24 protein-coding genes and 1 tRNA gene are annotated in these 16,557 nt (G+C 57.5%); 9 read left to right on the forward strand and 16 right to left on the reverse strand.

The features are described from left to right. Window positions 1-95: 95 nt before the first annotated feature. The 4 genes from EYC79_RS17905 to EYC79_RS17920 all read right to left on the reverse strand — a co-directional run bounded on the left by EYC79_RS17905 (window position 96) and on the right by EYC79_RS17920 (window position 2,616). A complete protein-coding gene (locus tag EYC79_RS17905; RefSeq protein ID WP_130978828.1) occupies window positions 96-872 on the reverse strand; it encodes a rhomboid family intramembrane serine protease in 777 nt (258 codons plus the stop codon). A gap of 29 nt (window positions 873-901) precedes the next feature. Then, window positions 902-1,489, reverse strand: a complete 588-nt coding sequence (locus EYC79_RS17910) for a cob(I)yrinic acid a,c-diamide adenosyltransferase (protein WP_112519508.1) — start codon at window positions 1,487-1,489, stop codon at window positions 902-904. A 1-nt stretch (window position 1,490) separates the two neighbouring features. Then, window positions 1,491-1,688, reverse strand: coding sequence for a twin transmembrane helix small protein (locus tag EYC79_RS17915; protein WP_062423947.1), 198 nt, complete (start codon window positions 1,686-1,688; stop codon window positions 1,491-1,493). A 94-nt stretch (window positions 1,689-1,782) separates the two neighbouring features. Further along, window positions 1,783-2,616 (reverse strand): SDR family oxidoreductase, encoded by an 834-nt coding sequence (locus EYC79_RS17920; RefSeq protein WP_130978829.1) that lies wholly within the window; start codon window positions 2,614-2,616, stop codon window positions 1,783-1,785. Window positions 2,617-2,788: 172 nt separating this feature from the next. Between EYC79_RS17920 and EYC79_RS17925 the strand changes: the two genes are divergently transcribed. Further along, window positions 2,789-3,697 (forward strand): YihY/virulence factor BrkB family protein, encoded by a 909-nt coding sequence (locus tag EYC79_RS17925; protein ID WP_062423945.1) that lies wholly within the window; start codon window positions 2,789-2,791, stop codon window positions 3,695-3,697. On the opposite strand, the gene gluQRS is transcribed toward EYC79_RS17925, so the two are convergent. Next, window positions 3,668-4,549 (reverse strand): tRNA glutamyl-Q(34) synthetase GluQRS, encoded by an 882-nt coding sequence (gluQRS, locus tag EYC79_RS17930; protein WP_130978830.1) that lies wholly within the window; start codon window positions 4,547-4,549, stop codon window positions 3,668-3,670. The genes EYC79_RS17925 and gluQRS overlap by 30 nt on opposite strands. Window positions 4,550-4,602: 53 nt before the next feature. Here gluQRS and EYC79_RS17935 point away from each other — a divergent pair, with 53 nt between their 5' ends. Both EYC79_RS17935 and EYC79_RS17940 read left to right on the forward strand, forming a co-directional pair. Next, entirely contained in the window at window positions 4,603-5,247 is a 645-nt protein-coding gene (locus EYC79_RS17935) for a DNA-3-methyladenine glycosylase family protein (RefSeq protein WP_130978832.1), read from the forward strand. Window positions 5,248-5,346: 99 nt separating this feature from the next. After that, window positions 5,347-5,904: an HNH endonuclease gene (locus EYC79_RS17940; RefSeq protein WP_062423942.1), complete on the forward strand. Its 558-nt coding sequence runs from the start codon at window positions 5,347-5,349 to the stop codon at window positions 5,902-5,904. A 276-nt stretch (window positions 5,905-6,180) separates the two neighbouring features. Here the strand turns inward: EYC79_RS17940 and EYC79_RS17945 are convergent, their stop codons facing one another. Continuing rightward, window positions 6,181-6,696 carry a disulfide bond formation protein B gene (locus tag EYC79_RS17945; RefSeq protein WP_130978834.1) on the reverse strand — a complete coding sequence of 172 codons (516 nt, stop codon included), beginning with the start codon at window positions 6,694-6,696 and terminating at the stop codon, window positions 6,181-6,183. A gap of 332 nt (window positions 6,697-7,028) precedes the next feature. On the opposite strand from EYC79_RS17945, the gene EYC79_RS17950 reads away from it, so the two are divergent. Next, window positions 7,029-7,113: transfer RNA gene (locus EYC79_RS17950), tRNA-Leu, on the forward strand. A 34-nt stretch (window positions 7,114-7,147) separates the two neighbouring features. On the opposite strand, the gene EYC79_RS17955 is transcribed toward EYC79_RS17950, so the two are convergent. The 10 genes from EYC79_RS17955 to EYC79_RS18005 form a co-directional block, all read right to left on the reverse strand. Further along, the gene (locus tag EYC79_RS17955; RefSeq protein WP_236769470.1) at window positions 7,148-8,293 is read right to left on the reverse strand and encodes a tyrosine-type recombinase/integrase; all 1,146 of its coding nucleotides are present in this window, start codon (window positions 8,291-8,293) and stop codon (window positions 7,148-7,150) included. A 297-nt stretch (window positions 8,294-8,590) separates the two neighbouring features. Beyond that, the gene (locus tag EYC79_RS17965) at window positions 8,591-8,896 is read right to left on the reverse strand and encodes an HNH endonuclease signature motif containing protein (RefSeq protein ID WP_113176064.1); all 306 of its coding nucleotides are present in this window, start codon (window positions 8,894-8,896) and stop codon (window positions 8,591-8,593) included. A 29-nt stretch (window positions 8,897-8,925) separates the two neighbouring features. Then, window positions 8,926-9,486: a hypothetical protein gene (locus EYC79_RS23625; RefSeq protein WP_205654422.1), complete on the reverse strand. Its 561-nt coding sequence runs from the start codon at window positions 9,484-9,486 to the stop codon at window positions 8,926-8,928. Next, complete coding sequence (locus tag EYC79_RS17975) at window positions 9,483-10,070, reverse strand: hypothetical protein (protein ID WP_130978836.1); 588 nt, start codon at window positions 10,068-10,070, stop codon at window positions 9,483-9,485. Before EYC79_RS17975 ends, EYC79_RS23625 begins: the two co-directional genes overlap by 4 nt. Before the next feature lie 2 nt (window positions 10,071-10,072). Next, a complete protein-coding gene (gene dnaN, locus EYC79_RS17980; protein WP_130978838.1) occupies window positions 10,073-11,197 on the reverse strand; it encodes a DNA polymerase III subunit beta in 1,125 nt (374 codons plus the stop codon). Then, window positions 11,190-11,549, reverse strand: a complete 360-nt coding sequence (locus EYC79_RS17985; RefSeq protein ID WP_130978840.1) for a hypothetical protein — start codon at window positions 11,547-11,549, stop codon at window positions 11,190-11,192. Before EYC79_RS17985 ends, dnaN begins: the two co-directional genes overlap by 8 nt. Beyond that, on the reverse strand, window positions 11,546-11,827 hold the full coding sequence (locus EYC79_RS17990) for a hypothetical protein (protein WP_130978842.1): 282 nt from the start codon (window positions 11,825-11,827) through the stop codon (window positions 11,546-11,548). Before EYC79_RS17990 ends, EYC79_RS17985 begins: the two co-directional genes overlap by 4 nt. Continuing rightward, window positions 11,827-11,952 (reverse strand): hypothetical protein, encoded by a 126-nt coding sequence (locus EYC79_RS23935; protein ID WP_280956488.1) that lies wholly within the window; start codon window positions 11,950-11,952, stop codon window positions 11,827-11,829. Before EYC79_RS23935 ends, EYC79_RS17990 begins: the two co-directional genes overlap by 1 nt. 65 nt (window positions 11,953-12,017) lie before the next feature. Next, the gene (locus EYC79_RS17995) at window positions 12,018-12,212 is read right to left on the reverse strand and encodes a hypothetical protein (RefSeq protein ID WP_130978844.1); all 195 of its coding nucleotides are present in this window, start codon (window positions 12,210-12,212) and stop codon (window positions 12,018-12,020) included. 498 nt (window positions 12,213-12,710) lie between these two features. Further along, window positions 12,711-13,406 carry an XRE family transcriptional regulator gene (locus EYC79_RS18005; RefSeq protein WP_113265442.1) on the reverse strand — a complete coding sequence of 232 codons (696 nt, stop codon included), beginning with the start codon at window positions 13,404-13,406 and terminating at the stop codon, window positions 12,711-12,713. A gap of 85 nt (window positions 13,407-13,491) precedes the next feature. Between EYC79_RS18005 and EYC79_RS18010 the strand changes: the two genes are divergently transcribed. The 5 genes from EYC79_RS18010 (at window position 13,492) to EYC79_RS18030 (ending at window position 16,545) form a co-directional block, all read left to right on the forward strand. Then, on the forward strand, window positions 13,492-13,710 hold the full coding sequence (locus EYC79_RS18010) for a YdaS family helix-turn-helix protein (protein WP_245495314.1): 219 nt from the start codon (window positions 13,492-13,494) through the stop codon (window positions 13,708-13,710). Between the two features lie 222 nt (window positions 13,711-13,932). Beyond that, complete coding sequence (locus EYC79_RS18015; protein WP_130978849.1) at window positions 13,933-14,427, forward strand: hypothetical protein; 495 nt, start codon at window positions 13,933-13,935, stop codon at window positions 14,425-14,427. Beyond that, window positions 14,424-14,651: a hypothetical protein gene (locus EYC79_RS18020; RefSeq protein ID WP_130978851.1), complete on the forward strand. Its 228-nt coding sequence runs from the start codon at window positions 14,424-14,426 to the stop codon at window positions 14,649-14,651. The genes EYC79_RS18015 and EYC79_RS18020 overlap by 4 nt, the downstream gene beginning before the upstream one ends. Beyond that, on the forward strand, window positions 14,651-14,983 hold the full coding sequence (locus EYC79_RS23845; protein WP_130978852.1) for a DUF2312 domain-containing protein: 333 nt from the start codon (window positions 14,651-14,653) through the stop codon (window positions 14,981-14,983). The genes EYC79_RS18020 and EYC79_RS23845 overlap by 1 nt, the downstream gene beginning before the upstream one ends. After that, window positions 14,980-16,545 carry an MT-A70 family methyltransferase gene (locus EYC79_RS18030; protein WP_130978853.1) on the forward strand — a complete coding sequence of 522 codons (1,566 nt, stop codon included), beginning with the start codon at window positions 14,980-14,982 and terminating at the stop codon, window positions 16,543-16,545. The genes EYC79_RS23845 and EYC79_RS18030 overlap by 4 nt, the downstream gene beginning before the upstream one ends. Window positions 16,546-16,557 lie beyond the last annotated feature (12 nt).

Genomic DNA, 16,557 nt, shown 5'->3' on the forward strand with positions numbered 1-16,557 from the left:
TCCAATGAGATCAACGGAACAATGCTCATGACGCGATGCACTCACGAAATATCTTACGTTGACGTGAACGTAAATACTCGCTCTCAGAATAATTTTCACGGAATACTATCGGATGGCCGTTCCGTTTGCGACACGCCAGCGTCTTGCAGCCCCTGATTTTTGTGCTGAACCGCCCGCGGCGTGACCAGTGTCCGGTCAAACAGTGGAACGCCGCTTCGACGAAAGAAAACGACAAGGATCGCCCCCGTCAGGATGCCTCCGACATGTGCCGCCCAGGAGACGCTTTCTTCCGGGCTCAGGAGCAGCATGACGAACTGCTGGCCGACCCATAACGCCAAGGGAATAAACGCTGGAAGCGGCACCGGAATGCGCATGAAGACCAGCACCCAGACCCGCACGCGCGGATGCAGCAGAAGGTAGGCGGCAACCACACCAGAGACAGCTCCGGATGCCCCGATCAGAGGACCTTGGGACTGTGGCGCGATAAAGCCGTGGAGCAGCGCGCCAGCGGCGGCGCAGGCAAGATAGAAGATCAGGAAGCCGAGATGGCCGAACGCATCTTCCACATTGTCGCCGAACACCCAGAGAAACACCATGTTCGTGGCGAGATGCCAAAAGCTCAGATGCAGAAACGCATAGGTAAAGATCGTCGCATCTTTCGGCACCAGCACCAGCGCAGGGTCGAGCGAAGCATAGTCGAACAGAACGGCGGGAATGAAACCTAGGCCCAGCACCGAAGCGCTCGCCTGCTGATCGCTCGAAAATGCGCCAACGACCAGCCAGACGAGAATGTTGATGCCGATCAGCGAAACCGTCACATATTGCAGCTTGATGTGCTTCAGCGAGTTCGCATCATGCAGCGGGATGAACATGGAATGCGACCTCTGCCTTTGCGCTCAACTCAGCGGTTCTTTCCAGGTACCCAAAGGACATCCGCCTTCATGGCATCTGCGTTGTGATTGGCGAAACGCGCGGCAACGAAGAGGAAATCGGACAGGCGGTTGATGTACTTCAGCGCAGCGGGGCTGACGATCTCGTCTTCCATCTTCGCAAGCTCCACCATACGGCGCTCCGCCCGTCTCGACACCGTGCGGGCCAGATGCAGATGCGCCGCGGCGGCCGAGCCGCCGGGCAGCACGAAGGAGGTAAGAGCCGACAGCGTGTCGTTCAAAGCATCGATCTCCTTTTCGATGCGGGTGACCTGCGATTCGACGATCCTCAGCGGCTCGTAAGACAAGGGCTTACCATCATCGGGTGTTGCCAAATCTGCCCCCAGATCGAAAAGATCGTTCTGAATGCGAAACAGCATCGCGTCGAGTTCGGTCAAATCGGCGGTATGTAGCCGCGCCATGCCGATGACCGAATTGGTCTCGTCCACGTCACCATAGCTTTCGACGCGCAGATCATATTTCGCCCGGCGCGGGCCGGAGACCAACGCCGTGGTGCCGTCATCGCCGGTTCGTGTGTAAATCTTGTTGAGTTTCACCATATCAGCGCCCGCCTCCCGTCAGCCACAAAGTCAGCATGATCAAAACGATTGCAACGGCCTGCAGAATAAGCCGCAACTGCATCAACTGGTTGGAACGGTTGGCATCGGTCCCCTTCAACATGTTGAACAGACCACGGATGAGAACCAGCACGACCAGCCCCATGACAATGACCGCAAGCACGGTGGTAAAGCTGGACATCCTATTGCCTCCCTCAGCATGTCGCGCAAAATGGTCAGCGTTTTTGCGATAACGACGACTGCAAAGCGTTCTAACGGATGAGATGGCGATTTAGCTAGTCGAACTTGCGAAGAAGTCGGTAAAATAGAGAAGCCGGTAGTAGACGCTTCAACAGCACACCCTGCTTTGCCGGGGTGGTGATGACGTAATGCGGGTTGGGACGGCGCGCTGTCAAAGCATGTTGCAGGTCCTTGTAAACCGCTTCGGGACCGAGCTTATGCTTGTTGACCGGTCCGCTGCCTTCCAGCCGGGCAAGCTGGCGTCTGTATTCCTGCGCATGCGCCGAATTCTCGATATCGATATTGGCCTTGATATGCTTCAAGGCCGTCGCCGTAAAATTCGAGGCGATCGGGCCGGGCTCGATGAGGCTGACATGAATGCCGCTGCCCTCCAACTCCATGCGCAGGGTGATACCGAGCCCTTCCAAAGCAAATTTCGACGCGTTGTAAGCGCCACGATATCGATAGGGCACCAGCCCAAGGATGGAAGAGCAATGAACGATTCGCCCCTGCCCTCGTCTGCGCATGAATGGGATGACACGGCAGGTCAGGTCGTGCCAGCCGAACACATTGGTCTCGAATTGCTGGCGCAGTACCGCGACAGAAATATCCTCCACCGCGCCGGCCTGCCCATAAGCGCCATTGTTGAAGAGCGCATCGATGCGGCCGCCCGTGCGGGCTGCGACCTCATCCACCAAGGCGGCAATGCTCTCCGGCCGGGTATAGTCCATGATTAGCGCTTCGATGCCCTGACCTTCCAATGCCGCCATATCCTCCGTTCGGCGCACCGTGGCAAAGACCCGCCAGCCATCACGGTGAAGCGCGCCGGCGCAATAAGCACCAATCCCGGTGGAGCATCCGGTGATGATGATGACGGGCTTTTCAGACATGGTATCCTCGACACTTCAACAAGCAGGTAAAGAAGCTTGCGTCCCGTTGAATAGCGCACAATTCTTGTCGGTAAAATGGAACCGATGCATGGTTTCGGGCGCTATACAATTCGAAACCCATTTCCCATATTTCATTGCTCGTTACGAATGAAATTCTGATCAAGGAGGTGACATGGCTGCCGCTTTAAGCCTCGCCCGCAAAGTTGCCTACGACGCCTATATTCACTTTGCCGAGGATGACGGCTGGGCCATGGCAAGCCATGTCGCATTGTCTGGCCTTTTGGCGCTTTTTCCCTTCCTGATTTTCGGAACCGCACTGGCGAGTTTCCTCGGTGCGGATCAGTTTTCGGAAACGGCGGTTCATCTGATCTTCGACACGTGGCCGGAGGCCATTGCCGGGCCGCTCGCGGCGCAGGTTCAGCAGGTTCTGACGATACCGCGTGGCGGGCTTTTGACCATCTCGGTTCTGGCCGCAGCTTACTTCGCCTCCAATGGCGTGGAAGCCATCCGCATTTCACTGAACCGCGCGTATCGCGTCACCGAAACCCGCTGGTGGTACATCACCCGTCTTCTCAGCCTATTTTATGTCGTGCTCGCCGTCATCATCTTTGCCGGCATCAGCATCGTCCTGGTTGCCGTTCCTGTCGCTTTAAAATTCGTCGAAACCCGCTCTTCCCTTCTGACAGAGGTGCTGCAACTGGTTTCCAATCTCGGCCTTTACGGGACTATCGTGGTCTTGACCGCGGGCTTGGTTGCCGCGCATTTGTGGCTGCCGGCAGGCCGCCGCAAGCTGTGGGACGTTCTGCCCGGTATTCTGCTGACGATGATTTTCTGGATCATCGGCGCTGCGATCTTTGCCTACTACCTGGCCACCTTCGCCAACTATGCCGCCACCTATGCGGGTCTGGCCTCGGTGATGATCGTCCTCGTCTTCCTCTACATGGTCGGCGTTATCTTCATGCTGGGTGCTGAGGTCAATGCGGCGCTGATGAAGTACCGCGTTCGCCGGGTGGTGAAGGCTGGCATCCGCACCGGCAGCCTCAGACGGGCGCTAGAGGCCGACGAAGCGGCGGACATCTGAGGGCGTGCAACCCGCGTCACGCAGGACCGTTAGCCCTGTGCTGCCTTCGCTCTTCGACAGCTTGCGCCCATCCGGCCCTAAAATCAGGCGGTGATGATGATACTCCGGCACCGGCAGATCGAGCAGCGCCTGGAGCAGCCGATGCATGGATGTGGCATGGAATAAATCGAGCCCACGCACGACCTTTGTCACGCCCTGCAGCGCATCATCAATGACGACAGACAGGTGATAGCTGGACGGGGCATCGGACCGGGACAGAACCACATCGCCCCAGGCGGCCGGATCGGCTTCGATCGATGTCTCACTGCCCTGCCCCAACTCCAACCAGACCAAAGGATCTGAAAGCTGCGCCAGCGCTCTCTCCATATTCAGGCGCCAGGCATGTTTTGCGCCCGACGCCAGCAAGGCTTTGACCTCCTGGGGGTCACGCTCCTTGTCCAGTGGCGGATAGAGCGGTGCGCCATCCGGATCGCGTGGCCAACTTTGACCGGCTGACTCGTACTCCGAAACAAAAGCCTTGATCTCGCCGCGGCTCATGAAGGCCGGATAGACCAGCCCCATGTCGATAAAACGATCAAGCGCCGCACGATATTCGAAAAAATGCTCCGATTGTCGCCGAACAGGCTCTTCCCACGTCAAGCCGAGCCAGCGCAAATCCTGATAGATACCCTGCTCGAAAGCAGGGGTGCAGCGCATCAAATCGATATCTTCGATACGCAGCAGGAAGAGCCCACCTTGCGCGACGGCCATGTCATGGTTCAGGAAAGCCGAAAGCGCATGGCCCAGATGCAGCGGGCCGTTGGGACTGGGCGCGAAGCGAAAGACTGGATTTTGACGAAAAGGCGAAGTCATGATGTCTTCTGCCACGTTTTGCGGCGAGCTGTCATTATGGACCGGGTTTTAAGATGAAGATCATCCAATCCACGACCGACATCGAAGCGGGCGTGTCCGCACTTCGCCTGATCGATCCACGGCTGGAGCCGGTGATCGAGCGGGCGGGTGAAATCCCGCTCAGGCTGAACGAGGCCGGATTTGCCGGATTGGCGCATATCATCGTCTCGCAGATGGTCTCCCGGGCGAGCGCCGATGCCATCTGGCGCCGCATGGTGGCGGGCACAGAAACCATGACGGCCGAGCGTTTTCTCGCCGTGGATGAGGCGACCCTCTCAAGCTTCGGCTTGTCGAATGCCAAACGGACGACACTCCTGTCACTCGCTGAGGCAGTTGCCGCAGGCGAGCTAGATCTGATCGAACTCAGCCAGCTGGAACCAACCGTCGCGATGCAACGATTGACGGCCCTGAAAGGCATCGGTCCTTGGACGGCTGAAGTCTATCTGATGTTCTGCGGCGGGCACGCCGATATCTTCCCCGCTGGAGATGTGGCGCTTCAGGCCGCCGTGATGCACGCATTCGCGCTGGATGTCCGTCCGAGCCGAAACGAACTCGCCGAAAAGGCGCTTTTCTGGTCGCCGTGGCAGTCAGTCGCCGCGCGCATTTTCTGGGCCTATTACGCTTCGATCACGCGGCGCGATGCGCTACCGATTGCCTGAAATCCGCCTTTCTTTCCGCGCTTCATTTAGAGGCTTCACAATCCTGTAACAACAGACCTAATATACAGATGTAGATGCAGAATCGCTCAGGAGACGCCCTTGACGATTGCAGTTTCACCACAGGCCCTGCCGGCGCTCGTCCTGAACGCAGACTATAGGCCACTGAGTTATTATCCCTTGTCGCTCTGGTCCTGGCAGGACGCGATCAAGGCAGTCTTCCTCGACCGTGTGAACATCATCGCGGAATACGACCACGCGGTGTGCTCTCCCAGTTTTTCGATGCGATTGCCGAGTGTCGTCAGCCTCAAGACCTATGTTCAGCCAACGCGAAACCCCGCCTTTACCCGCTTCAACGTGTTCCTTCGCGACAAGTTCGAGTGCCAGTATTGCGGATCTCGCGACGACCTGACCTTCGATCACGTCATCCCCCGCGCCCATGGCGGAGAGACGACATGGCACAATGTTGTCGCGGCCTGCTCTCCCTGCAACCTCAAAAAGGGCAGCAAGCTGCCAAAACAGGCCGGCATGTTCCCGCACCAGCATCCCTACCAGCCTACGGTTCAGGACCTGCACAACAACGGACGGTCTTTCCCGCCGAACTACCTGCACGAAAGCTGGATGGACTATCTCTACTGGGATACCGAACTGCAGCCCTGATTTTTCAGGACTGCCTCCGACGGCAAATGTAGGCACGAATTCTGTGTCCTTCGTACCGTTAGAGCGGACGAAGCGCTATGCAACGGCTACAGCATACGCCCGAGAATCGAAACCGATTTTCGGAAAGCATGATGCGTGCAGTCTCAGAGACAGAGCGCACTTTGCGGGTCGAATAGGACGCACGGCACTTTAAATAACGGGATTCACACCAAGAGCTTAAAGCGAACCGCGCGCTTGACACATCGCGTTGCGCTCTAAGTCCGCATCTCTCTTTGATCAAGCGCTTTTACGACTCGCACCCCAGAATGCGATGCCGGCAAGCACTGCGCTTGCGATCACGTTCCAGCCCGCAAATGAGAGCCCCAGAACACGCAACGCTGCCTCGTTGCAGGACGGCGCCTTAATGGCGTTGAGATCATTCAAGAGATTGCCGGCATTGGTGGTGATGGAGGGTGCGCCGGTCGCACAGGTCGTAGGACCCGGCCAAAAACCCCATTCAACACCCGAATGATAGACGCCAAGCCCAAGCCCAATGAGCATGGCGATGCCGATCACGACGAGCAGCACGCGCGTGAGGACAGTTGGCAGCTTGAAGATGCTGGCGAGGATGGCAAGAACGCCGATCGGGATCGCATAATAGTACGGCTCACGCTGCAACAGGCAAAGCGCGCAGGGCGTATAGCCGCCGATATGCTGAAATCCCAAAGCCGACCCAACGGTGAAGATCATACCCGCCGTGACAAGCAACGCCGAAACCATGCGGTTTTTTTCCGCTGAAACACCTACGCTCATCATCGTCCTCATAACGCCAAAATCCTGCAAACCACCTGAACAGGTGGAAACTAAGGCGCCCCGCTCCGAAGAAAGTTCAGCGTCTCCACGAACGAGGCCTTAAAAAACAACGCCTCAAAGCAAGCCAAGCGAAATTGAACGATCGCGACGCGCTTCAGGACGGAAAGCACCATCGCTCTAATCCAGTCCCACCCGAACTGCAATCCTCAGAACCGCCGCTCCAGCGGCAGACAAGCAAAGTTTCATCAAACGCAGTTTTCAGCAAAAACAGGTTGACCAAAGACCCGCGGTTCGTATAGTCCGCCGCATACCAACCGACACGCTTCGGAGTTGCCCCTTTGGCGGAATTGGTAGACGCGCCTGACTCAAAATCAGGTTCCGAAAGGAGTGCTGGTTCGATTCCGGCAAGGGGCACCATCAGCTTTTCCGCACCATTGAAAAGATTGAGCTTTTAGGCGCTTTTTGTCCCGCTTTTTGGCAACCCCTCAGACCGTGGGACAATTTCTGTGCTGTTTTGTTCCGGCATCAGCTTCTCAACGGCCTTCTTTGCGATGCGCTTCCTGTTCGCGTTTTTGGTATAAGTCGTGGTCTGCGCTTTCGTCACCCATCCATAAATTGCCATCAGCTCTTCATCGGTCGCGCCGTTTTCTGCGGCGATGGTCGCGCCTGCTTTTCGTAGTCCATGGGTGGAGCAATGGAATAGCTGGGCTTCATCGCACCAATCCCTCATTTTGTTGCCGAGGCCGTTGGCTGTGAACGGCTTGCCAAATTCGGTAATCAAGAACGTCATCTTTCCGGTTTTGCATTCGTCAATCGTTGCCTGGAGCGCGGGCAGCACTGGAAGGTCAACATTGACGCCGCTGGACTTGCGCGTCTTGCCGGGCCGTATCGATAGCCAGCCGTTGCGAACGTGTTGCCTGCCGATCTTCGACAGGTCGGCAAGGCGCAAGCCGGTATACATGGCGAGGTGCAGCATGAGACGCGCTCTGGTGCCTGGACCGTGCACGGACTCATACTGCCGGATTTCATCGACGGTCCATGTGTGGGTGGCCTTATTTACGTCAAGCTGCTTTATTTTCGTGGCTGGATTGATCTCGGCTAGACCCACTTCGATTGCCCAAGAGTAGAGGGCAGAAATGGTCTTGATAACGTGGTTGCGCGCGCCTGGCGTGTCTCGCAGCTCGTCGCGGATTTCCACGACATGCCGTCGCTGCATTTCGGCGTAGGGCAAGTCACCGCGTCTCGTCTTGCCGATTTTGCTTTCGCAAATCTCTTCAAACATTCTGGCGCGTCGGCCATACAGGCCGGGGTTGATCTTATCCCCGATACGGCGCTTGTACTCCGTTGCGAGCCATTCGAACGTGCCTTCCTTGGCCTTGCGGACCAACAAGGGAGGTCCTTCGACTGTGCCGGGCTTGACGTAGGCAACACCGAGGCGGGCGCATGCCACCTCGTCTTCGAATTCCTTTGTACCCGGCGTCTCTCGCAGCCGAACTTTCGATTTGCCTGGAGCGCGGAAATAGTAACGCGGCTCGCGAGTGCGGAAATCGCGATCAAGGCTCACGCCTTTCGGGAGCTTAATTTTCACTTCTGGCATTGTCCCACGCGTTGCCCTTACTCGTTTCGGGCTCTCGCTCATCCTCATCATTAACCCGATGCGGAATTGCTCGGAAGCTTGCCGTCAACTCTTCCGTGTCCCAAATGTTTCTAGCGCCTATAGATCTTGGGCGTGGCAATGTTCCGGCGTCAACAGCTTTATCGAAGAGCGACGGCGATACGCCGACATATGCCGCCGCCTGTTCCCGGCTAAGGCCGAGGACGGCGGGTAGAGGGCACGCTGTCATGCGCGGATATCCACCCGCCCTGCTTTGGACTGCTGTCCGTTCACGTACTGTCATGGTTGCACCTCTTCACAGCGCATCCGCTTCGCTTCTTCGCGGCGGATCGCATTACGCTTGCGCGTGACCATTTCCAGATGATCGGGGTTCGGGTTCACGCAAAGGCGGTTCCGGCATTTGTGATCAAGTTCCTTCTTGCCGGGGATATAACCATGCTCATTCGTCCACATGGCGATGTGCACGGCGACAGTTTGACCGCCAAGGGACATTCGAGGATAGCCGGCTCCCCGGCCCGTAGTACCTGACGTTGGGCCGGTCCAAATCCAGCAGCCTGTTTCGTGATCGATCCGAACGCGGCTCATGATCTTGTCGAAGATGCTTTGGCGGCGGGTCACGCGAGCCTCATTTGCGGTTCAGGCGCACCCTCAACAATCCGCTCCCCGCGCATGCTGAGCATCATGCAGAAATTTGCCACATCCACCGGATCACCCTTGCGGACATGCTCATGCAGCATGCGGGACAGGTCTTCGGCGGTGCATTGCTGCTTGCTGTGCCAGCCTCCGTGCCCCTTTGCCCGCGCGACCGCCATTTTCATCTTCATGCCGAGTGCAAACTGGTCAATTGCGTCGTCGTCAGGGTGTGGATTGCAACGCGCGATACGGCGGGAGAGAGGCCGTGATAGATCGCCGCCGCCCACCTCTATGGCGTGGTGTCGGCAAAGCCGTAAGCCCATCCGCATTTCGAAAATCTCTTCGGCAGGATGCAAGCACCCATCCTCGTCACCCGTAGTGCAGGCGCAAAGCTCGCAGGCGTAGTATTGTAGCGGTGGTTTGGCGCGGCCCGTATCGGTCAGACATTGAGCATAGCCCGCCTCATAGCCCTTGTTATACGTCGCAGCTCCACGGCGCTGCGTTGCCGATTTGCGAACAGGTGTCGGAAGGTGCTTGCTCATTGCGCGCACTCCCGCAAGGCGTGGTAGGTATCGAGAAACATGGTCGCCGCCATGTGCGGGTTTTCCCATGGGAAGATTTCGGTTTCGAACGGCTGGGCGCTCTCAATCCATTCTTCGCCATTCCACGGCATCAGGTCGCGGCGCTCTGTGATCAGCATGCGCGTGTCCAAATGCTTGATGTAAGCCGGATCGGTCATGGTGATGCCGAAGCGTTTCAGGCCCGCCGCCTCGCAGCGCTTTTCGACGCGCTTGTAATCGGGGCAGATGGCCTTGAGGGGTGAATTGAGGTCACCGCAGGTGGCTTCGCCCACTTCATGCAGCAGTGCTGCCAGCTTGTGCGGCGGATCGGCGTAATGGGCCATCAGGACGCAATGCTGTGCGATGGAGTAATAGGCGCGCTTGCCGGTTCTGCGACTGACGCATTGGCCGGTAAAACGGGATTGGAACGCGAGGCTGTAGGCCACGTCCTCAATCATCAGCTCGGCAGCTTCCGGGCTTTCGAAATCGAAATACGTGCCGGAACCGAGGAGGATGGTCGGGCCGATGATGCGGCGAATTGTGGCGGGCTGGGGCTGTGCGGTCATAGTTACACCCTCATAGGCATGACGACATAATCTTCGTCAGCGTCGTTATCTGGCGTGAAATGGCCGGGGGCTTCCCGGTCTCTGCCATAAAGCAGGAAAGAGGTGGTCGATATGCTTTCAAGCGTGTCCTTGACGAAGGACGCATTGAAGCCGCGCTGAAACTCTTCACCCTGATATTCGATGTCGAGCGTTTCGGTTGCGGCCTGACCGTTCTGCGTCACCAGCTCCACGCTGAGTTGGCCGGTGGAGAAAAAGAACTTGGTCGCTGACGTTTTGATGTCGCCGGAAATCGCGGTCACACGGTTGAGCGCCTGAATGACAGTGGCGCAATCGGCCCTGATGAATGTCCCTTGGCGGTCGGGAATGACCCGGCTGTAATCCAGAAAGACTCCATCGACCAGGCGCGAGGTGATGATGCAATCTTCGTTCTCAATGACGACCTTGTTTTCGCTAAGATAGAAGGTGCATGGCGCTTTGCTGTCGCCCATCAGCCGCTTGAAGATGTTGACCGTTTCCGTGGGGATCGTCGCCGCCTGGAAAGTAGCAACCTCCACCGCCGCGAGGCGCGAGACGGCGACCTTCAAGCCGTTGCACCCGACGATGGCAATCTTGCCATCGGGCAGATTGTGGATATGAGCGCCCATCAAAAACGGGCGATCCTTCATGTTGACGTTGAAGGCGAAAGCGACCTTGCGGAAGGCAACATTCAGCACCGCCGCGCCAATCGAGAAGGCAAAGGGCGGGCGCTCATGGCCCATTGATGGGAAGTCCGAAGCGGGTAAAAAGTGTAGGTTGTAGCGCGAACGGCCACTACGGATCGCCACCTGCCCCGGACCCTTCCCGGCCTCAATCGTAATTTCCGCGCTTTCGGGAAGGTTCTTCACAATGCTGTGGACTTCCTCGAAATTGATGGTCAACGGCAGGCCGTTACCAGCCTCTAGCAAATCGCACTGCGTCTGAACTTCGACACTCAAATCCGTGCCACGCAGCATCATGCGTTCGCCTTCCGGGTGAAGCAGGACGTTTTGCAGGATCGGGATTTCGTCTTTCTTCGGGATGGCGTCACGGACGGTGCCAAGCGCGGACAGAAATTGGGTGCGGTGAATGCGAAAATAGAGTTCAGCCATGAGCGCTTGTCCTGCCGGTCAACAGGTCAGCAAGGGCGCGCTCATGAGAGGGCGGCGCAAGCTGCGGGATTTCCGAACGCATGGCGTCCATGGCGTCTTCTGTGCGGCCTTCGGCGATCATCCGATAGACTTCGAAGGCCCACGGGTTTAGCTCAAGACCTTTCCCGTTCAGAGCCGCGACAAGTTCCGATGCGGAGAAATCCGCAGCTTCTTTTTCCTCCAAGCCCTCCTGCCACTCGCCTTTAAGCACTGAGACAAGCTCTTTACGGCGGCGAAATTCTGCGTCCAAGTTTTCATCGGACACGTCAGCGATATCGAAGCTGAACTCTCCCGTGCAATAGACCGTCGTCATGCGTATTTCTCCATGCTGGCGATCATGGAGACGCGCGGCAAGCTGATCACCCCTTCGCGCGTTCCAAGGAACATGATCGATATTTTAATGTCGGGCTTAGGTGTCCCATCGGCTGGCGCTTCAAGACCTAGCTCCTTTAAGCGCTCGCTAACGCGTCCGGGCGATACGTCAAAGCGCGCGGCGATCTGGTTGCGGCCATAGCCTTGCCGGATGAGCTTCTTGATTGCGCCTGGCGCTGGGAGCTTGGCCCCGGTCTTTGGTGGTACGAAGGACACCATCAGATGGCACCCATGACGAGGCATGCAGACAACAGCGCAGCGAAGCAGACACCGGCAATGGTCTGCATCATGCGAATGTCGTGCGCGGTGGGCGGTGTTTCAATCATAGGGGAAATGCGGAACACGGCGGGCTCTCCTTCATCCGTTCGGGAAACCGCCTCGGCGGGAGGCGGAAACCAGAGCGGATGCGTCAGGCGACGGCGCGCTTGACTTCCACGCTGATGGTGTGGGCACGGGCCGTGGCCGCTTCACCGCATCGCTTGATTTCAGCGTCAGTGAACCATTCACGCAGATTGTCTTTGGTGCAGCCCTCGCCCACGCGAAGGATGGCGTCGGCCATGGCCTGGGTGAGTTCGTTATCGTTTGCGGTTTCAACGTGCAGCATGCCGGTTTCTCCATCCTGTTTGAGAGAGGGCCGGGCGACTGCATCATGAGGGGTTCGTGCCGCCCGGCCTTTCATCCCGTGCCGCGAGGGTTTTGCGGGAGGGAATGGCGCGATAGTAAGCACGGCTTTAAAGTAAATGCAAGCTATACTTTAAAACGAAAAATTGGAGAAACGATTCGACAAGATCGAAAAAAGAATCAATTATGAGAACCAAAAGAGAACAAAGCGGAGAAAGTTAGATGGTATCGAGTTCAGCTCCGACGCTAGGACAGGTGTTGTCTTTGTCGATTGAATGCGCCGACTGCGGACGTAACCGCTGGAGAAAAACCCAAGAATTGTATCGGATAAAGGGCATCCATTCGGGAACCCAATTATCAGAGATCGGATCGCGGCTTGTTTGCTCTTCGTGTGTGGACGATGGCCTTCCCGGCAAAAACATCGTGATACAAGCTGCTTTCTCGTTTGAGGAAGACCGACTCCGCGCCGACGCTTGGCGGGTCAGTAACCTAGCAGCTCGCGCAGCGGGATGATGCGCCACATATTCTTGATCGCGTAAGGATCAAACTCCAGATCTAGAGGCGGATTGTATTGCTCACAGACGATTCGGTTTTTGCCACGGGACTTCAGTTTCTTGACGTACGCCTTGCCGACGGTCTGCCCCTCTTCGGGGAATGTCTCGATTACCACGTGATCGCCGGGCACGGCGTCTCTTCCGCCGCAGTATATCAATTCGCCCGGATCATACCGAGGAACCATGCTGTCGCTCAAAACATGCAGCGCAAAGACCTTCCGTAGATTAGCAATACCTGGTGGGCGGCGCACGTATCCAGAGACTTCGCCGTTAAGAGTGAAGTCTCCGTCGTCTCCGCCGACCGCAACCCCCAAGACTTCAATATCCATCGGACCAGCCGGAACGGGGCCGGGATCGGATACTATTTCGGCGTCCCCTAACGACTCACTGTCCTCAAGGTACTTCACATTTCCATGCATGAGAGCCGATGGATCGATTCGCAAAAGCTCCGCAATGGGGCTGATATGCTCGGTCGCAATGGTGTTTGCGCCACGCTCCCAATTCCCAACTGCACCTGTGGATACCTTCGCGGCCTCCGCAAGTTGACGCATCACTAAACCGCGACGTTTCCGTGCAGTTCTAATCGCTTGGCCCATTTTAATGGCTAAATCGTCCTGATCCATGGGCGGGATGAAAGGCGAACTTTCATCGTCCGTCCATTTAAGTATAGCTTGCATGGATTTTAAAGCTGTGCTTTTAATCGCGATCATGGAGACGAACCTAAATCATCATGGGCTAACGGCCACAAAAAGCGCAGCCAGCGGCGCAAGCGCTATTGCCCGTGTGGTTGGTGTTACGCCTCAAGCAGTGGCGCAATGGAAGGCTGTTCCGCCCGAGTATGTTTTGAAATTAGAAAAGGCGTTCGGCGTCTCTCGGCACATTCAGCGCCCGGATGTTTTTGGCCCTGCCGAAGCTGAAGGCCGCTAATGACAGAACCGTTTTTCTCTTCGCGCGGCCTAACCTCCCGGCCTGCTGCGACCCGCGCCGGAGCGGTTGTGCTGACAGGTTCCGGCGCGGGGCATTCTCGTTTCGCATGCGGGCCTCCGTAGGCGTCTGACTCCCGCCCACATTCACAAATTTCGCTTCCGCGTTCGATGGGAATTTTTCGACAAATTTCCCATTGCGCTTCCGTTTGTCTGGAGCTTGGCAATGAAGAAAGAGCAATACCACCAGCAGCCCTGGTTCCGTCCAATCAAAGGGGCGCAACGTGATCTTATTGAGGCAGTCGGCGGGATAGACCGCGCCGCTCTGCTGTTGGGTCGCTCAACCGCACAGGTTGGCCGTTTCAATGCTTGGAACGACCCTGACCTGATGTCGCAATGGGAAATCATTGTCCTTGAGGCCGACTTGGGTAGGCCAGTCGTTTCGCGAACCATGGCTGTCCTGACGGGTGCGAGCGTTCTTGATCCTGCGGGCGAAACGCGTGGACGTGATTGCCTCTATTCCGGTTCGGCAAAGCTGATGGCTGAACATGCGGAGTTCTTCGCGGTCTACTCGGAAGCCGCAAGTGACGGTCATTTCTCGGATCGGGAAATGCTCGAAATGCTGCCGAAGGCGGAAGACGTTCGCCGTTCTGCCGACAGCCTGGTGCAGAAGATTCACCGTCGCCTTGCAAAGGCGCTTTCGAACGGCGGTGACGAATGAGCGCCGCCCCTTCTCTTTTCGAAACTCCCATTTCCGACCGCGACCGGGGCTTTCTCCGCCGCCTGTCCGATGCAATCGTCTGGCGCGAGATTTGCTGGGGCGAAGCGCAGTCCGCCGCACAGTGCATGCGCGCTGGCTTTGCTCGCCTGTCGGCGGATCGGCGCTTCGCGATTATCACCAGCAAAGGCCGTGATTACCTTCTCCAAGTGGCGAGGGTGCATTGATGGCTGGCGATTACGACCCTTACGCCATCGGCGGCAAACCCTCAGACGAAGGCCCACGCGAGCGCGTTGGCGCATCGGTCGGCGCGGGAACCTCTGCCGCGAATGAGCTTCGCGCGATCATTGAACGCATGGAGCGCCTGGCGGAAGAGAAGAGCGCCATCGGCGATGACGAAAAAGCGGAAATGGCGAACGCCAAGGCTCGCGGCTTCGACACGAAGGCCATCCGAAAGATCATCAAGCTTCGCAAGCAAGACCCTGCGCAGAGAAGCAACGAACAAACCGTGCTGGAAACCTACATGGCGGCGCTGGGAATGCTGGAGGATGAGCAATGAGCGTCAACGGTCTTCCTCTTCCCGGCGAAGTCGGTCTTTCCATCGTTGCGGCGGCTGTTCGTGATGGTGAATACCGTTGCGAGAAGCCCAACGAGGTTGTCGCGGCGTGCAGGGCCGTGGCGAACCGCTACCTCACACGCGACCGAAAAGACGGCAACCTGTTCCGTCCCGGTGATAACGCAATCGAGTTGATCGACCGGGCGCGCGAGCTGGGTAAGTTGCCGCAGGCCGACGCGGTTGCTGTTCCTGCCCGCAAGGTCGCCCTCATGCGTGATCCGCAGACAATCGATGCGGGCGACCGGCTGCGCGATCTAGAAGAAAAAACCGTTCTGGCGCTGATGGACTCGTTCAAGAGCCACGGACAGCAGTCTCCCATCATCGTCTACGGCAAGGAAACGGATGCAGTAGTTCGGCTGGGGGCTGGCGGGCATCGGCTGGAAGCCTGCCGCCGCCTCGGCATTCATGTTCTCTGCTTCCACAGTGATGGCGACGAACTTGATCGGCAGCTTTGCGAGATTGATGAAAATCTCATTCGCGCCGACCTGACACCAGCCGACAAAGCGCTTTTTCTGGCTCGTCGAAAAGAAATCTACCTCGTCAAGCACCCGGAAACCGCAAAGGGTGTGGCCGGTGGCAAGGCGCGTCAGCAGTCAGCAACGGACAAATTGTCCTTTGCTGCGGCGACAGCAGAAGCCACAGGGCAAGACGAACGCACAATTAGACGCGATGTCGAGCGCGGCGAGAAGATATCAGTATCGGCTTTGCAGATGCTGCGCTCCACATCCCACAATAAAGGTGTCGTGCTTGATAAACTGAAGCGGTTGCAGACCGCAGAAGCGCAGGAACACTTCGTTCGCGACCTCGTAGCCTCCGATAAAGCCATTGCTGCGAAGAGCAAGGAAATCCGCACAATCCAGCAGGCAAGCAACCGTGAATCGCGGTTGCGAATGGTCAGTCTGATTGCAGAGCATAGCCGCAAGGCTGGCGAGGACATGCCCCGCGCCGCCTATCCCATCGGCTACGCCGATCCGCCTTGGGAGCAAGAGGCATGGAGTGACGAGACCGGGCAGGACAAAGGACTGCGTTATCCATCTATGCCCGTGGACGCCATCAAGGCGCTGTGCGCTGGCGAGAAATCGCCATTCACGCGTGACGCGGTGTTGCTGCTTTGGGTGACTGCCAATCGTCTACCAGACGGCCTTGCAGTGCTTGAGGCGTGGGGCTTTCAGTTCGTGACCTCCTTGGTGTGGGACAAGGTCAACATCGGCATGGGCCGCTGGTCCCGCGACCGTCACGAAAGCTTGTTGATCGGGAAGCGTGGCTCCCTCTCGCTTGCGCCTCTTATGGGAACGCAGCCGCCTAGCCTCTATTCCGAACCGAAGACGGAACATAGCCGAAAGCCTGTCTGGTATGCGGAACAGATTGACCGGCTTTGGCCCGACGTTCGCAAGCTTGAGCTTTTTCAACGCAAGGACAGTCTTGCGGAAGGCGATGTTCGCCTGAACGGTACGTGGGATTTTTGGGGTAATCAGGCTGGAACGCTGGAAGGCGGTGCGGAGTGAACATTGCACCCC

Origin of the sequence: Agrobacterium cavarae, from assembly GCF_004310285.1 — a bacterium.
Classification (GTDB): domain Bacteria; phylum Pseudomonadota; class Alphaproteobacteria; order Rhizobiales; family Rhizobiaceae; genus Agrobacterium; species Agrobacterium cavarae.

Coding starts and splice junctions, on each gene's coding strand:
- EYC79_RS17905 (WP_130978828.1), bottom strand. CDS start 872: ATGTTCATCCCGCTGCATGATGCGAACTCGCTGAAGCACATCAAGCTG.
- EYC79_RS17910 (WP_112519508.1), bottom strand. CDS start 1,489: ATGGTGAAACTCAACAAGATTTACACACGAACCGGCGATGACGGCACC.
- EYC79_RS17915 (WP_062423947.1), bottom strand. CDS start 1,688: ATGTCCAGCTTTACCACCGTGCTTGCGGTCATTGTCATGGGGCTGGTC.
- EYC79_RS17920 (WP_130978829.1), bottom strand. CDS start 2,616: ATGTCTGAAAAGCCCGTCATCATCATCACCGGATGCTCCACCGGGATT.
- EYC79_RS17925 (WP_062423945.1), top strand. CDS start 2,789: ATGGCTGCCGCTTTAAGCCTCGCCCGCAAAGTTGCCTACGACGCCTAT.
- gluQRS (WP_130978830.1), bottom strand. CDS start 4,549: ATGACTTCGCCTTTTCGTCAAAATCCAGTCTTTCGCTTCGCGCCCAGT.
- EYC79_RS17935 (WP_130978832.1), top strand. CDS start 4,603: ATGAAGATCATCCAATCCACGACCGACATCGAAGCGGGCGTGTCCGCA.
- EYC79_RS17945 (WP_130978834.1), bottom strand. CDS start 6,696: ATGAGCGTAGGTGTTTCAGCGGAAAAAAACCGCATGGTTTCGGCGTTG.
- EYC79_RS17955 (WP_236769470.1), bottom strand. CDS start 8,293: ATGCCAGAAGTGAAAATTAAGCTCCCGAAAGGCGTGAGCCTTGATCGC.
- EYC79_RS17965 (WP_113176064.1), bottom strand. CDS start 8,896: ATGAGCCGCGTTCGGATCGATCACGAAACAGGCTGCTGGATTTGGACC.
- EYC79_RS23625 (WP_205654422.1), bottom strand. CDS start 9,486: ATGAGCAAGCACCTTCCGACACCTGTTCGCAAATCGGCAACGCAGCGC.
- EYC79_RS17975 (WP_130978836.1), bottom strand. CDS start 10,070: ATGACCGCACAGCCCCAGCCCGCCACAATTCGCCGCATCATCGGCCCG.
- dnaN (WP_130978838.1), bottom strand. CDS start 11,197: ATGGCTGAACTCTATTTTCGCATTCACCGCACCCAATTTCTGTCCGCG.
- EYC79_RS17985 (WP_130978840.1), bottom strand. CDS start 11,549: ATGACGACGGTCTATTGCACGGGAGAGTTCAGCTTCGATATCGCTGAC.
- EYC79_RS17990 (WP_130978842.1), bottom strand. CDS start 11,827: ATGGTGTCCTTCGTACCACCAAAGACCGGGGCCAAGCTCCCAGCGCCA.
- EYC79_RS17995 (WP_130978844.1), bottom strand. CDS start 12,212: ATGCTGCACGTTGAAACCGCAAACGATAACGAACTCACCCAGGCCATG.
- EYC79_RS18005 (WP_113265442.1), bottom strand. CDS start 13,406: ATGGATCAGGACGATTTAGCCATTAAAATGGGCCAAGCGATTAGAACT.
- EYC79_RS18010 (WP_245495314.1), top strand. CDS start 13,492: ATGGAGACGAACCTAAATCATCATGGGCTAACGGCCACAAAAAGCGCA.
- EYC79_RS18015 (WP_130978849.1), top strand. CDS start 13,933: ATGAAGAAAGAGCAATACCACCAGCAGCCCTGGTTCCGTCCAATCAAA.
- EYC79_RS18020 (WP_130978851.1), top strand. CDS start 14,424: ATGAGCGCCGCCCCTTCTCTTTTCGAAACTCCCATTTCCGACCGCGAC.
- EYC79_RS23845 (WP_130978852.1), top strand. CDS start 14,651: ATGGCTGGCGATTACGACCCTTACGCCATCGGCGGCAAACCCTCAGAC.
- EYC79_RS18030 (WP_130978853.1), top strand. CDS start 14,980: ATGAGCGTCAACGGTCTTCCTCTTCCCGGCGAAGTCGGTCTTTCCATC.